Origin of the sequence: Robinsoniella sp. KNHs210 (assembly GCF_000686105.1) — a bacterium.
GTDB lineage: Bacteria > Bacillota > Clostridia > Lachnospirales > Lachnospiraceae > Robinsoniella > Robinsoniella peoriensis.
Genome location: NZ_JMLZ01000001.1, coordinates 332,069 through 347,853, shown reverse-complemented (window position 1 = coordinate 347,853; position 15,785 = coordinate 332,069). Strand labels below are relative to the sequence as shown.

Below are 15,785 nucleotides of genomic sequence, written 5' to 3'. Positions count from 1 at the left end.
TCTGTGCGGAAAAAACCCGGAAAAAAATCAATACAAAAGAAACTTTTTTTTTCATACCTAATACTCAGTGCTGTAACGATTTTAACATTTTTGTTCACGATATATTATTTTAATAAGAATACACTTATGAAAAAAGCAGAGGAATCCTTGTATCAGACTGCAAATGCCATAGCAACCGAAGTTGAACAGGATCTGGAGAAGGCAAATAACCTGCAAAAGAGAATACTATTTTCAAAAATTATAAAAAATCTGATTTTTACTGATGAAGAGAAGTTTACTGCACAGAGTGTGGAGCTGCAGCGTCAGTTTAATGATTATAGCAATCTGGTGTGCGGTCCGGATGACTACCGGAATTATCAGCTAAACTTTTTGAATTTTAATGGTAATTTTGCCGGCGTGGGTTATAACCCATCTATCAGAAAATTGTCACCTGAAGAAGTGGAGGCAATTCCTTACAGGGAAGAAATACTAGAACTAAATGGTAAATTATTTCTAACCAGACCATATGAGACGGTTTGGGGCAGTCAGAAAACTAAGGTAATCTCCATGTGCCGGGCCATATGTGAAGAAAATGTAATGACTCCTACGGCGATTATGGAGACCCAGATTGCATTTCAGGAGCTTGAGAGGATTATTGGAAGATATGTATCTGCGCTTGATGATATGGGGGATAGTGGTGGTCAGGTTGTGGTGTATAATGAACGGGACGAGTTGATTTACCATGAAAGTGAGTCAGAGAGTGCAGGTAATTATTATATAGAGCAGATGAAGAAAAGTACGGCAGATAAGATATCTCACACTTTAAATAATCCGCTTACGAAGAAGGATGAAGTATTGGTGAGTGCTTATGCAAAAAAGTATAATTGGACAATTCTGGCTATTCGTGAAAAGGATATATTTCTTGCACCGGTTCGAAATCTGAGGAATATAATTTTACTTATTGGGATTGTGGTTATAGGTATTACGGGATTCATTACTCATATGATGGCGAAACAGCTGTCCAGTCCCCTAATGGAATTTAATGGACTTATGAGGGAGCTGCAGTTGGAAGAAATCGCCGCATATGAACCGGCGGAGATTGAAACAGATATTTTAGAATTATCGGAGCTGAATCAGGTATTTGTAAAGATGTGCAAGAAACTGCAGGAATCTCTGAATACAATAGTATCTATACGTGCTCATGAGGTTCAGGCAAAACTGCTTGCTATGCAGGCGCAGATGAATCCCCATTTCTTATATAATATACTATCTATCATTAAGATAATGGGAAAAGAAGCAGGCAGCAAACAGATTGTAGAAATAAGTACAGATTTATCCAAAATGCTTCGCTATGTGTCGAATTCAGATATGAACATGGTTACTATAAAAGATGAAAAAGATTACACGATTCAATACTTAAATCTGATGAAAGTCCGCTATGAAGACAGACTTTACTGGGAAATTGAAATACCGGAGGAAATGGATACGGTGGCAGTTCCAAGACTTGTGCTCCAGCCCTTGGTAGAAAACAGTATTAAGTATGCATCAGAAAATTATTCCCAGGGGATCATTGACATACAGGGAAGCATCACGGAAAATACCTGGAAAATCGAAGTAGAGGATAATGGCCCTGGAATGGACGAATTGCAGATAATGGAGTTGGAACAGAAACTGGCGGATTTCCTCCCCGAGAAAAATATTCCCGAGGCGCAGATTGATGGAATGGGACTTTTGAATATTTTTGCCAGATTAAAGCTGGCGTACGGAGATAAGGCAATTTTCACATTGCAGGGATCTGATTACGGTGGATTAAAGGTTACAATTGGAGGAAAAATAAATGAGTGATAAACAATATTCTGTGGTAGTAGCGGAAGATGAAACTATTATTTTGAGGGATGTGGTCAGGGAAATCGAAGGTATGGATATGGGATTTTGCGTGGTGGGAACTGCGGCTAATGGTGTGGATGCTTTGAGATTAGTGCAGACCATGAAACCGGATGTGCTGGTAACGGATATTAAGATGCCGATGATGACAGGGATCCAGTTGATAGAGGAAGTCCGCAAAGAAAATAAAAACATCAAAATTGTTCTGTTGAGTGGTTTCAACGATTTTTCTTACGCACAGCAGGCAATCCATCAGGGTGTAGAGGAATATTTGTTGAAACCGTTGGAGTCAGAACAGTTGGAGGAAGTACTTGTACGAATCAAAAAATCCCTGACCGCGAAGCGCAGGTCCAGCGCACGAGAGATATTATCATCAACGATCAGTGGGGTTAATTATGAGAAATCGCTGCCTTTTGATCATGAAGACCGATACTTTGCTCTGTTTCTAATCAATATTGGTAATCTTCCATGGAATATGATTTCTTTGAATCATATGGAATATATTCGGCAGTTGTGGAAAAAAATAAACTGGGAGGAAATTCTTCCAAATCTAACGGAAGAAGATGTTCCATTCTGGATTATCGATGAAAAGCATATTAACCAGAAGTTTTTCGTAGCAGGATATGGGAAGCAGTTAGATGATGTACGTGTGCGAAGAGAAGGTGATGTTCTGCTGAGGGAGATCCGGAAAAGAATACAGGAAATACCGGTGTACATTTGTATGAATGAAGCGGTAGTAGAATATCAGGAAATTCAATCTGTTTCCCACAAATTGCGTACCTGGATGGAAAAAAATCTTGTAATTGGAAGATATGCTGTGCCGGTGAGTATTCCGGATGCAGTCAATGTAAATGAATTATCTGCAAGTGCGGTACAGGAAAAACTTCTTATTTCCCTGAAAAAGGGAAGTATTGCAGCAATCGAAAAAGATATAATGGAATATATTGCTGACATGGACAAAGCCGGAGTAAGTCAGCGCCAGGTGGAAAAAAACATTCTGCAAATTCTGCGCTTTTTAATTGAAAGAGGGCAATTCAGATCCGTTCCGGATACGGTTCATCTGGAATACCAGCTCCAGGAAAAGTTGTTTCCGGTACATAAAATGGAGGAAATGAAAGAGCAGATCTGGGATATGCTGGAGGGATATATCAGTTTTGAATTTGAAGAGGAAAAGAGTGATACACTGGTGCAGTGGGTGGAATCATATATAGATAAACATTATGCTGAAGACATTACGGTTGAGGATTTGTCCAGGATCTTTCATTTTAATGGAACATATCTTACACGTGTATTTAAAAAGCATAAAGGCGAGTCTCCGGTCAAATATATCATAGGTGTGAGGATGAATAAGGCAATAGAGCTTATGAAGACTCAAAAAGATATGGATTTAAAACAGATTGCAGAATTGGTGGGATATGTGGATTCTCATTATTTCAGCCGTATCTTCAAAAATAGAACCGGAAAAACACCATCTGAGTATAGAAGTGAATTGTAAGAATGTGCTGATAAAGAAAAGAGAAAGTGTGGAAATATTGAAACAGGCAGCGTATGGGAAAACCTTTTACGTTAGCCTGTTTTTAGATTAGAGATAATTTAGCTGTGCAGAAATGTCTACCTCTAGTGGTTTGCTTCGTCTATTTAAAAAAAACTAAAGATCGGATATGATACAAACATAGCAAACAGCAGTAAATACAAAGCTGTCAAGCAAAAATATTAAAATAGAAGGAGAAAGAAATTATGAAGAATAAGATGGTGACAAAATGCCTAAGCGTAATATTAGCAGTGGCAATGACTGGAAGTATGGCAGGTTGTGGTAAAACAGATAAATCTGCAGAAGAAACAAAAGCACTGACAGAAGCAGCGGGAGAAGAGAAATCAGACACAGCAGAGGTAACAACTGGAACAGAGAAATCAGAAGAATCATCTGGATCGGATATCACAAATGAGGATATCACAATTACGGTAGCGGCTTCTGCAAGCTGGATTCGTGATATCGACAGAGAACTGGCAGACAAGTTTACCCAGGAGACAGGAATTAAAGTTGACTTACAGGCGAATCCGGATGACCAGTATGAAAATGTATTGATGACGAGACTGGCTTCAGGTGAAGGTCCTGATATTTACATGGGTGAGACCGGATTGGCTCTGCAGAGATTCCAGACTGACAAATATGCGCTTGATTTATCAGGTGAAGAGTGGGCAGCAAGATATCCGGAATGGATGACGGATCAGGCGAGTTACAATGGAAAATTAGTTGGATTTACTACCTGGGGTCGTGATTTCCGGGCTATGATTTATAACAGTGCGATTTTTGAAAAAAATAATATCGCAGTCCCAACAGACTATAAGACCTTTACGGAAGCCTGTGATGCTTTATTAGCAGCAGGGATCACACCGGTATATTTCCCTGGTAAAGAGGAATGGTACTGTGCACAGGCTTTTGACGGAGCAACAAACATTGAGACCAAAGCACCGGGCACATTTGAAAAGCTGAATAACAATGAGACAACCTTTGGGGAGTCAGAAGAGGCAGTAAAATACCTGACAAATTTAAAAGACAGTGCAGAAAAAGGATATTTTGGTGAAAATTACTTATCCAATACATTTGATCAGGGAGCGACTGTAATGGCAAATGGTGAATGTGCAATGTGGTTCGGATGGGCTACATATGTTAATGATATCGAAGCAGCGGGCGGTCCTTCGGCAGATACATATCTTGCATTCCCATGCCCATATGCAGATGATTTCAGCACAGTGGCGATGACAGGTGCAGGTATGACACGCATGATCAATAAAGATGGAAAAAATATTGAAGCTTGTAAAAAATATTTCAACTTCTTAGCGGAAGAAGGTAATTTACAGACATATTATGATGGACGTACAGACTTACTGGAGTCCACTTTAGAAGGCGCAACAGCAAAGGCTCCAAAGGATTTTACGGCTGTTATGGAAATGGTTGGTGACAAAACGCAGGCATCACCGGCTCAGGCAGTATTATATGCAAGTGCGGACGGAAGCTTTGGTAAAAACATTCAGAGCATGTTCTTTGGACAGATGACACCTGAACAGGTATTAGATTCCCTGGATGCAGCAAGACAGAAAATGTTTAAAACGGTTGAGTGATCGTGAAACAAATGAACAATCACAGAGTCTTGGGTTTTCATGGAAAAGAGAAAATCCCAGGACTCTCTTTATAAGAAGGATAAATATATGAAGAGAAAAAAATCATTACAGCGATCAATGTATCCGCGCAGTATGGTACTTCCGGCATTCGTATTATACACGGTACTTTTTATGGTCCCAACCATTGTGGGTATCTACTTTGGATTCACAAACTGGAATGTCTATAGTTCTGATATTAAGTTCTGCGGGCTGGATAACTTTAAGTTTATTTTTTTGGATCAGCCATTTAAATATGTAAGACCCATTATGAATACCATCGTATTTGCTCTGGCTACATCTGCTTTTGAGGTTGCGCTGGGACTGGGACTGGCGATGCTTCTGAACGGAAAAGTGTTTGGAAGAAATGTACTTCGTTCCGTATATTTCATACCGCAGGCAGTATCTACCATTGTAATTGGTATTATGTTTACTACAATTCTAAGTCCCACAGGTCTTCTGAATAATTTCCTGGATGTGATTGGACTTGATATGCTGCAGAGAAAATGGCTGATTACACTGCAGACTGCTATGCCATCTGTAATAGGTGTCGAAGTATGGCGTTACTTTGGACTTAATATGGTAATCTTTCTGGCTGGTTTGCAGGGAATAGATAAGACTTATTACGAAGCGGCCCGCATCGATGGTGCAAACAAATGGCAATTGTTTAAAAATATTACAATACCATATATCATGCCTGCTGTTACAATCAATCTGGTTTTAAATGTAGTACATGGTTTCCGTGCATTTGATATCGTATATTCGCTGACAAATGGCGGACCAGGAAATGCAACAGAGGTTATTGCAACTATGGTATACCGGGAATACTCAGCAGGTGATTACGGTCTGTCTTCTGCAATGAACGTATTGTTATTAATTATGACAACAGTCATTTCCTATATCGTAAATAAACAATCAAGTAAGAGGGAGGTATCAGCATAATGAAAGCGAAAAAAATAAGCATGAGTATTTTGCAGATTGTCTGCTGGGGATTTTCCATTGTTGTGCTGGTTCCATTCGTACTGATTATTTTGAACTCCCTGAAACCGGCAGCGGAAGCGGCATTTTTTTCATTGGAACTGCCTAAGGAATTGAAACTGGATAACTATGTCAATGCCTTTGTAAAAGGTAATATGCTGCGTGGCTATGTGAACAGTTCGATTATCGCCATTGCTTCTACAATTATAAGTAATGTAACTGCAGCAATGGCAGCATTTATTCTTGTAAGATCTGTAAATCGTCTAAATAAAGCACTCTACAGTTACTTTTTCTTTGGTGTTGTAGCAACAACCAATATGGTAAGTACTATGCTGGTAATGAGTCGTCTGCATATGACAAACAGTATATTGGGAGCTACCTTACTGACAGCGACCCAGGGAATATCCTTTTCCATGCTTCTGTTTACAGGATTTATCAAAGGAATTCCAAGAGAACTGGATGAGGCAGCCGCTATGGATGGTGCCACAGGATGGAAGATGTTCTTTCGCACAATTTTCCCGTTGCTGAAACCAGTTACCATGACGGGAATTATATTGAATTTCATGGGTGCATGGAATGGATTCGAATCACAATTATACCTCCTGACGGATAGTAAGAAATGGGGCGTAATGCTTTCCATGTACGGTGTGTATGGAGAATTTTCTTCACCATGGTCTACAGACTGGGGATTAATATGCGCTTATATCGTACTGACTATGGCACCGGTAATCATAATATATTTAATCGGACAGAGATATATTATTGAAGGTATGACTGCTGGAGCAGTGAAAGGATAAGCGGGGAAGGGGGCGAAACAAAAGGGGCAGTCTTTGATAAAAAATTTTAAACTTAGGAGGAATTGAAGAGATGAAAAAAGTGAAAAGGTATTTCGCTGGTGCAATGGCATTGTGTATGGCTGTTTCAGGATTATCTGCTGTGCCCGCAAATTATGCCAGGGCAGCGGAGACAGAAGAGGTCTACTCGGCGGAGCCACAGTGGGAGGAGGTTTCAGCATTGCTGGATTCCCATGTTGGTGTCTATACAAAGCCATCAATTATTGAGCCGAAAACAGGGCATACCCCGGATGGGCCACTGATGGGTAATGGAACCGTACTGGGATTTTTAAGCGGTACTACGAGAGATGATAAGAAAAACCAAACGGTTTATCTTACAAGGCTGGATAACTTTGAAGAACTGACGAATGGGAATAGAGATAGCCAGTATGTGGGTTTTGGAGGTTTGGATATTAAGCGCACAGATGATGAGGGAATATACGGGACATATTCTATGACAGAAGATATGAAACTGGCTGAAGTGTCCGGCTCATCCGAGAGTGGTTATAATACAACAACATGGATTTCTGCAAAAGAAAACCTTATGATTACGGAAATTACAAATCAAACAGATAAAATCATGGACTTAGATATTTCCGCATGGACAGCGACGCCGCCCTCCAATAACGGCGGTTTTTCCAGTGTGGAGTCAGCCATAGATAAAGAAAAAGGAATTATTACGGCAACGAGACATGCAGTGTCCAATACATATAATATAAAAGTACATGCAACACTGGCGGCGAAGATTTTAGGTAAAACACCAACCATAGAAAAAGTCAGCAATAACACAAGTAAGTTAAGTGTTTCGGTTGAACCAAATGAAACAATTCAGGTGGTATCAGCAGTAGAAGGCGGGAAAGAATCAACTACTTATTATGAAGATGCAATTAAGAAAGTAGAGCAGTATGATAGTGCAGATAAAATTGCAGATGCGAGAGAACGTCATCATCAGTGGTGGAAAGAATACTGGCTGAAATCTTATATTAAACTGGACGATAAATCTAATTCACTTGAAAAAGCATATTTTGGACAGATCTACCAGATTGGTTGTGCATTACAGGCAGTCAGTGAACACCCTGCAGAAGGAGTAACTACAGGTTTATTCCCGTGGAGCGGAAGTTTAGCACCGGACTGGACAGGCGACTATACCCTGAATAGTGATGTGCAGAGGCCAATGGGAACGGCCATTACCGCAAACAGATTGAATCATATTGATAATTATTCAGAAGTAATCGATGCCTATTGGAAAACTGGTGTGGAAAAAGCATCTGATCCCAGGCATTTGAATTCAGTTATTAATAATTCATCCAGAACTAAATTTACAGAAGGTATTCGTGGTTCTCTTTTCCCAACACATATAGGTCCATGGGGAATCCGTACAGAAAGCTTTAACGGTGGGGTGCAGGATTATTGGTGTTCTCCATCCAATGCTACCATGGCACTTCAGCCGATGATAACATATTATAAATCTACGTTAGATGAGGATTACCTGAATAATGTGCTTTGGCCTAAGTTGAGTTCCACTGCTGATTTCTGGGTGGACTATGCAGAAAAAGAGGGAGATCAATATAATATTTATGGTGCTACTTATGAAAGTACCACAGCACTTAAAAATGCTACATTAGATATAGCAGGGGCAGCTTATATTCTGAAACATGCAATTGAAATCAGTGAGTCAAAGGGTATAAACGCAGACGATCGGGTACAATGGAATGAAGTGTATACACATCTGGCTCCTTATCCAACCAAAACAATAGACGGAAAAGAATATTATACAGTGGATGCTGAGGGAGGAAACCATGAACCTACATTCTCTAGTTTCAATGTATATGGATTTGCATTTTATGATTTAATAGGACCATCTTCATCACAGGAAGAGAGAGATAAAGTGCTGACATGGCTGGATAAGAAACAGGAGTTTGGGACCAGTGATAAGCAGACAAGAGCAGCAATGACTGCAGCAAGAGTGGGATATGACCCTGAAAAATGGTTAAATGCCATGAAGGCGGGTTATGTTGATGTAAAATCAAATGATACAGGGGTTTATGACTGGATGGGAATTCGGCCTAATAATACCATTGGAGATATGGGAGGAACGTTATTCTCCGGAGCGATTATGGAATGTCTGATGCAGAGCCATGAAGGATTTATTAATTTCTTCCCAACATGGTATCAGTCGCAGTCCGCTTCCTTTAAGAATCTTCGCGCATATGGAGCATTTACTGTAAGTGGAGAACAGAATGCATTTGGACAGACTACCCATGCCAGTATTTACAGTGAAAAAGGAACAGACTGTTCTGTTTTAAATCCATGGCAGGCAGAAGGTCTGGAATTAAAGGTTTTTGCAAATGGAAAAGAAGTAGAAACAACCAAAGAAGCAAATAGTCTTGGTGACGTTTATTCCTTTGCTACAGAAGCAGGGATGCGATATGAGTTAACTTATACAGGAGAACTTCCAAGTGTAATTAATATTGAAGACACAAGTGTAGATGTTCCGTTGAATAATAGTGTTAAAATTAATGTCATCAGCAATTCAGACAAAAAAATTATTTGGGAATCTGATAATAATGAAGTGGTTCCTGTTGATGCATATGGAACAGTGACAGGCAAACAGGAAGGATCAGCGACAATTACGGCGACTCTGGAAGGGACCAACATCAAAGACACCTGTATTGTTAATGTTATAAGTGAAAGAAAGATTCCGTCTTCACAGCTGACAGCGGTGGCTGACAGTGAACAAAACAGTGGTGCTGACGGTCCGGCAGGTAATGCAGTAGACGGAAATGAATCAACAAGGTGGCACAGTGCATATAATCATGATCCGCGGCCAGATATATCAAATGATATAAATAATAGCTTTACGATTGACCTGGGCGATATTTATGATGTAAGTAAGTTTGAATATGTACCACGTCAGGAGGAAAATGCATTTAATGGACGTATTTTAGGATATGAATTATGGTACAGCACAAATGCAGAAGGGGAAGATTTTGTAAAAATACCTGGTGGAAGCGGCACCTGGGAAAATACAATGTACAAAAAAGAAGCTTTGTTTGAAAGTGTTGAGGCAAGGAGAATACGGATTCGAGCAAAAGATACAACAGCAGGTAATCCGAACGAAGTAAACAAATTTATTTGTGCAGCAGAATTCTATGTTTATGAAAAATTTTTGCCGATCCCAGAGGTGCCCGCAGAAGAAGTAGTAATATCAGCGGAAAAACTTTCCCTGTATGAGAATGCTTCAAACACGCTTACTGCAGCTGTTCTTCCTCAAGATGCATCTTTCCCGGATGTAAAATGGAAATCTTCTGATAATACAGTTGCAGCAGTGGAAGGTGGAGTTGTTACGGGTGTGAAGACAGGAACAGCAATTATTACAGCAGTCAGTTGGGATAAACAGGCGTCTGCAATTTGCGAGATAACTGTATCAGCTGATCCGGAGTTGGTTGAACAGCTTCAAAATCTGTGTAATGAGTATGATCAGGTAAAAAAGGGCGTATATACATCAGAAAGCTGGAATGTATTCCAGACGACTTTGGAAAAAGCAAAAGTTACATTGGAAAATCCATCCAGGGTACAAAGCGAAATAGATGCTTTGAAGTCCGCTTTTGAGCAACTGAAGGAAATTGATGGTATAGAAATTGACCAGCAGGAAGTAAAGATTGAGGTTGGCTCTGCAGAACAGTTATCAGTACGTCAGAATGTAGATGGTGAAATTCAGTGGCGCAGCAGTAATAATGAAATTGTTAATGTTAGTAAAGAAGGTAAAGTAATAGCACTTGGGTCTGGAACAGCAACCATTACTGTAATGGTGAAAGGGACTGAATATCAGGACAGCTGTATCATCAAAGCAGAGGGCGGTGGATCGGGAAACCTTGCAGCTATGGCAAACCGGGTTGCAGCAGACAGTCAGCACGATAACTTTGCTCCACTCCGTGTAATTGATGGGAAAACCAATGGAACCAAAGACGACGGTGCGGAATTTGCATGGGTATCCGCCAGCAAGAATATTGCAGAGCCACGATGGGTGCAGTTAGACTTTGATGAAGCAATCAGCATTAATAAATGGAAAGTTTCGCATGTAGCTCTAAGGGGGGATATAAACAGCGTTGCAAAAGACTTTAAACTTCAGGTAAGTGAAAATGGAACAGACAACTGGCAGGATGTGGATTCGGTCACCGGTAATAAGGAAAAAGTAACGGAAAGAACATTGAGTGAACCGGTTACGTCTAAATATTTCCGACTTTACATTACCGTAGCAGATAACTATAACGGCCAGTGGCCAAAGAACAACGCCAGAATTGATGAGTTAGAACTGATAGCTGCCGATGCACCGGAAGTAAAGCTGACAGATGTGAAAGCAGCGGAAGACTTAAAGCTGTATTTTGGAACCACGGTAGAAGAACTGGAAGAACAGCTGCCAAAGACAGCAGAGGTAACACTGGGAGAGGATTTTGTAACAGAATATCCGGTTACCTGGAATACAGATGGATATAAACCGGAAGAAGAAGGAACCTATACATTAGAAGGAACCATCGCGGTTCCGGCTGCAGTTAGAAATCCGGAAAATAAAAAAGCTGGCATAAAGGTAATTGTTGAAAAACATGTAATCCGGTCCGTTGAATATCTGCCGGACATGGAAGCAGAACTGAATACACCAATAGAAGAATTGAATATTCCGCAAACATTGGTGGCAGTAATGGATGACGATTCCACGCAGGAAGTGAGTATTACCTGGAATAAAGAAATTTATGATGCAGCAGTTGCCGGTACTTACAAATTAGTTGGAATAATTGCAGAAAATGATACTTATAAAAATCCATATAATGTAAAGGCAAAACTTAATATTTTTGTAAATGAGGTACCAAATATCACAGAAATTGGACTTCAGGCAGAGAAAGAAGTAAGTTTTGGAACATCAGCTGATGATGCAGCTGCGGGTCTTCCTACCGAAGTATTAGTAAGATTAAATCATGTGAATGTACGTTACCTTCCTGTAACATGGGCTTGTGAAAGCTATGACGGAACAATGGCGGGTGTTTATGGTTTTACAGGTACAATCAGGGAAGGTACAGAATATCAGAACAGAAACAACCTACAGGCACAGGTAAACGTCGTGGTTATGGAAGAGGGTGTACCAACTTCTGAAGAATTAGCAGAATTAAGGCAGAGTATTTTAGATGCAGAATCTATTGATGCCGGAAAATACAGTAAAGAGAGTTATGCAAAAGTGAAAGAAGCTTTAGCTGCAGCAAAAGTAGTTGCAGAGAACCCGGCAGCAGATGCAGGGGAAATCAAAGAAGCGGTGGATGCAGTAAAGGAAAGCATCCGAAACTTAGCATGCGGACATTCGGAAACGGAAACGGTAATCCTTCATGAAAGCACCTGTGTTCAAGAGGGTGTTCGGATAACAAGATGTAATATATGTAAAGAGATTATAAATCAGGAAATAATCCCGGCAGCAGGGCATGACTTTGGTGAATGGGAAAGGGTAAAGAATCCAACTATTTATGAAGAAGGAGAAGAGACGCGCAGTTGTAAGGCTTGTGACAAAACAGAGGAATCTCCAATTGCAAAATTACCATCCTGCAAAGTAATGTTCTTAAATCATGATAACCGTGTGCTGGGTGAGATGCAGACAATTGAGGTAAACGGGACAGCAAAGGCACCGCAGGTACCGGAAAGAAAAGGCTACCGCTTTACAGGCTGGGATAAAGCTTTCACAAATGTAACAGGTGATCTGGTAATAAGTGCAAAGTATGAGCTGTTAACGTATAGGATTAACTATGCCGGTATGTCAGGAGTAAATAATGCGAATCCAGCCGTTTATACAACAGTGCAGACCATTATACTTGGGACACCGGTGAAAGCTGGCATGAACTTCGGGGGCTGGTATCTGAACGGAACACGTGTTACAGAGATTCCGGCAGGAAGAACCGGAGAGATTACACTTACTGCAAAGTGGAGTGAGGTTCCGGCGAAAAAGGGTGATACCCTGAGCAGCGGAAGACTGAAATATACAATCACAGGCACGGTATCAGGAAAACGTACCGTAAAAGTAACAGCGCCTGTGAAAAAAACGTATAGCAGTATAACAATTCCAAATACAGTAAGGTTCAAAGGGAACACTTACAAAGTTACGGAAATTGGTTCCAAAGCATTTCAGAAAAACAGAAGGCTTAAGAGCGTTAAAGTAGGAAAATATGTAAAAACAATAGGCTCTTACGCATTTGACGGTGCAGGTAAGCTGAAGAGCATCCGTATTTATTCAGCTTCTTTAAAAACTGCAGGAAAGAATGCATTTAAAGGAATCAACAGCAGGGCTGAGATTAAAGTGCCATCAAAGAAATTTACAGAATATAAAAAACTTTTGGCTAAAAAAGGTCAGAAGAGCAGTGTGAAAATCAAAAAATAATGAGAAGACTCTCGGAAATCTAAATAATTTCCGAGAGGACTTTTTATATTACTGAAAGGATTGGATTATATATGAAAATACGAATGAAAGAAACATTTGAAACAGGGTGGAAATTCCATCTGGGTGATTGGAAAATCATACATCCCGTGAAGAGCGGTATGGCAGGTGGTATTACAGACTGTGAGGATATTGAGGATGGAGAATGGCTGAAAATCGCCTATTTTGATGAACGACCACAAGAGTCTGTCTGTGAGGAGGAATGGATGGATGTTTCTCTCCCTCATGACTGGTGTGTAGAAGGGGACTATTATAATGATGAAGGTGCCGTGAAGCATCATAAAAGTCATGGATACCTCTATGGGGGAATTGGATATTACCGTAAAGAGTTTTCCATTTCCCAGGAGTTACTGGGCAAAAAAACAGGTATAGAATTTGACGGCGTATTCCGTAAGAGCACCGTGTGGGTAAACGGACACCGAATTATGCATCATGAGAGTGGATATACCGGATTTTATTGCGATTTAACAGATGTGTTACGCTATGGTGAAACAGGGCGCAATGTCATTGTAGTACGCGTGGATGCCAGAGAATATGAAGGCTGGTGGTATGAAGGAGCCGGAATATACCGCCATGTCTGGCTTATTGCAACGGATAGAATCCACGTAAAACGACACGGAACCTGTGTCACAACGCCGAAGGTGGAGGCGGGCTGTGCCCAGGTACAGATAGAAACCGTGGTGCTAAACGAGCATTTTGAAGATAGAAACTGTCGTGTAATATTTCGGATTTCAGATAGAGAAAACCAGCTATTAGCTGAGGCCGGGAGGGAGAAGCCTATAGGGGCTTTTAAAGAGGAAAAGTGGAAATGTACATTTGATATACTGCAACCTGAATTATGGTCACCGGAGACACCTTATCTATACAAAGTTGTAACAGAGGTGTACGAAGGAGAAGAATTGAGAGATATTAAGGAGACAAACTTTGGTGTACGTACACTGGCATTTGATTCAGACAGAGGATTTTTGTTAAACGGTCGGCCTTATGTCATTAAGGGTACCTGTAATCACCAGGATTTTGCGGGGGTGGGGGTAGCTCTGCCAGATAAAATAATTGAATATAAGCTGAAATTATTAAAAGAGATGGGGTGCAATGCTTACCGTTCCGCCCATCATCCGGCCACACCGGAACTACTTGATATCTGCGACAGAATAGGTATGCTGGTAATGGATGAAAACAGGAAACTGGACAGCTCAGAAACAGGTATTCGTGAACTGAGAGAGATGATTTATCGCGGGAGGAACCATGCTTGTATCTTTATGTGGAGTATGGAAAATGAGGAGATTCTGGAAGGCACCATAATGGGTGCCCGTATCCTGAAAACCCTATCAGCAGTAACCCATAGCATCGACCCCACAAGACCCGTAACAGCAGCTATGAACCACGGCTGGAATGATTGCGGCTATAGCGACGGGGTAGATGTGACAGGATACAATTACGGACAGAGAGAAGGGCAGGATATTCACGATCATATACTTTTTCCCGAGCGGTGTATGATAGGAAGTGAAAGTGCCAGCTGCACTGTTACAAGGGGGATTTATGAAAGAGATGACAAGCGTGGTTACTGTCCGGAATATGGTACCTATATTCCGGAGTGGAGCTGCTCGGTGGAAAAGGCGTGGACAGATGTGGCGGAACATTCCTTTTTATCAGGAGTTTTTATTTGGACAGGATTTGATTACAGAGGCGAACCCACACCATATGAGTGGCCGAATATCAATTCTCATTTTGGGATTATGGACACCTGTGGATTTCCAAAGGATAACTACTATTATCTCAAATCCCAATGGTGTGAAGAGCCGACTCTTCATATTCTTCCGCACTGGAACTGGAGTGGGGAGGAGGGCATCGAAAAGGATGTCTGGGTATATAGTAATCTGCTTCAGATCGAACTTTTTTTAAATGGAAAGAGCCTGGGGAAGAAGGTACGCAGGCCACATGGGCATCTGGAATGGAAGGTACCTTATGAAGCGGGAGAAATTCGTGCCGAAGGATATAGTAATGGTGAGTGGGTAATTACGGAAACTGTGGTGACTGCCGGAATGCCATATCAGATAAAAGCAGAAGCAGATAAAATGTATTTATCAGCCGATGGCAATGATGTTTCCTGTATCCGGATTTCTGTAACAGACAAATATGGAAATCCGATGCCTGTAGCAGATAATAAAATCACATTTTCAGTGAAAGGTGCAGCAAAGATAATAGGTACAGGAAATGGAGATCCAAGCAGCCATGAACCGGATAAAGCAATGGAAAAAAGTATGTTTTCAGGAAAAAGTATGCTGATTATTCAGTCCAATGGAGAAGAGGGAGAGATTCTGGTAACTGCTTCTTCGAAAGGATTGAAGGATTGTATTATTACGTTAGCAGGGAAAGCTATATAGATCTTATGAACATCCTTATGATTATTTCAGGTCGGTATTTCAGTATCAACGTATTTCACATCAAACACTGCCTTGGAGTTATCTTTGATTTAAATT

General features: G+C 40.7%; 7 protein-coding genes. All 7 read left to right on the top strand.

The window, feature by feature from the left end:
• Positions 1 to 126 precede the first annotated feature (126 nt).
• Entirely contained in the window at positions 127 to 1,824 is a 1,698-nt protein-coding gene (locus tag CD03_RS0101505) for a sensor histidine kinase (RefSeq protein WP_141728650.1), read from the top strand.
• Positions 1,817 to 3,358 carry a response regulator gene (locus CD03_RS0101500; protein ID WP_027292115.1) on the top strand — a complete coding sequence of 514 codons (1,542 nt, stop codon included), beginning with the start codon at positions 1,817 to 1,819 and terminating at the stop codon, positions 3,356 to 3,358. The genes CD03_RS0101505 and CD03_RS0101500 overlap by 8 nt, the downstream gene beginning before the upstream one ends.
• A 242-nt stretch (positions 3,359 to 3,600) precedes the next feature.
• Positions 3,601 to 4,986, top strand: coding sequence for an ABC transporter substrate-binding protein (locus CD03_RS31965; protein WP_052377610.1), 1,386 nt, complete (start codon positions 3,601 to 3,603; stop codon positions 4,984 to 4,986).
• An 87-nt stretch (positions 4,987 to 5,073) separates the two neighbouring features.
• Positions 5,074 to 5,964 carry a carbohydrate ABC transporter permease gene (locus tag CD03_RS0101490; protein WP_027292114.1) on the top strand — a complete coding sequence of 297 codons (891 nt, stop codon included), beginning with the start codon at positions 5,074 to 5,076 and terminating at the stop codon, positions 5,962 to 5,964.
• Positions 5,964 to 6,797, top strand: coding sequence for a carbohydrate ABC transporter permease (locus CD03_RS0101485; protein ID WP_027292113.1), 834 nt, complete (start codon positions 5,964 to 5,966; stop codon positions 6,795 to 6,797). The genes CD03_RS0101490 and CD03_RS0101485 overlap by 1 nt, the downstream gene beginning before the upstream one ends.
• A gap of 70 nt (positions 6,798 to 6,867) precedes the next feature.
• Positions 6,868 to 13,248 carry a discoidin domain-containing protein gene (locus CD03_RS0101480; protein ID WP_027292112.1) on the top strand — a complete coding sequence of 2,127 codons (6,381 nt, stop codon included), beginning with the start codon at positions 6,868 to 6,870 and terminating at the stop codon, positions 13,246 to 13,248.
• A gap of 71 nt (positions 13,249 to 13,319) precedes the next feature.
• Entirely contained in the window at positions 13,320 to 15,689 is a 2,370-nt protein-coding gene (galA, locus tag CD03_RS31960; RefSeq protein WP_052377608.1) for a beta-galactosidase GalA, read from the top strand.
• Positions 15,690 to 15,785: the final 96 nt, after the last annotated feature.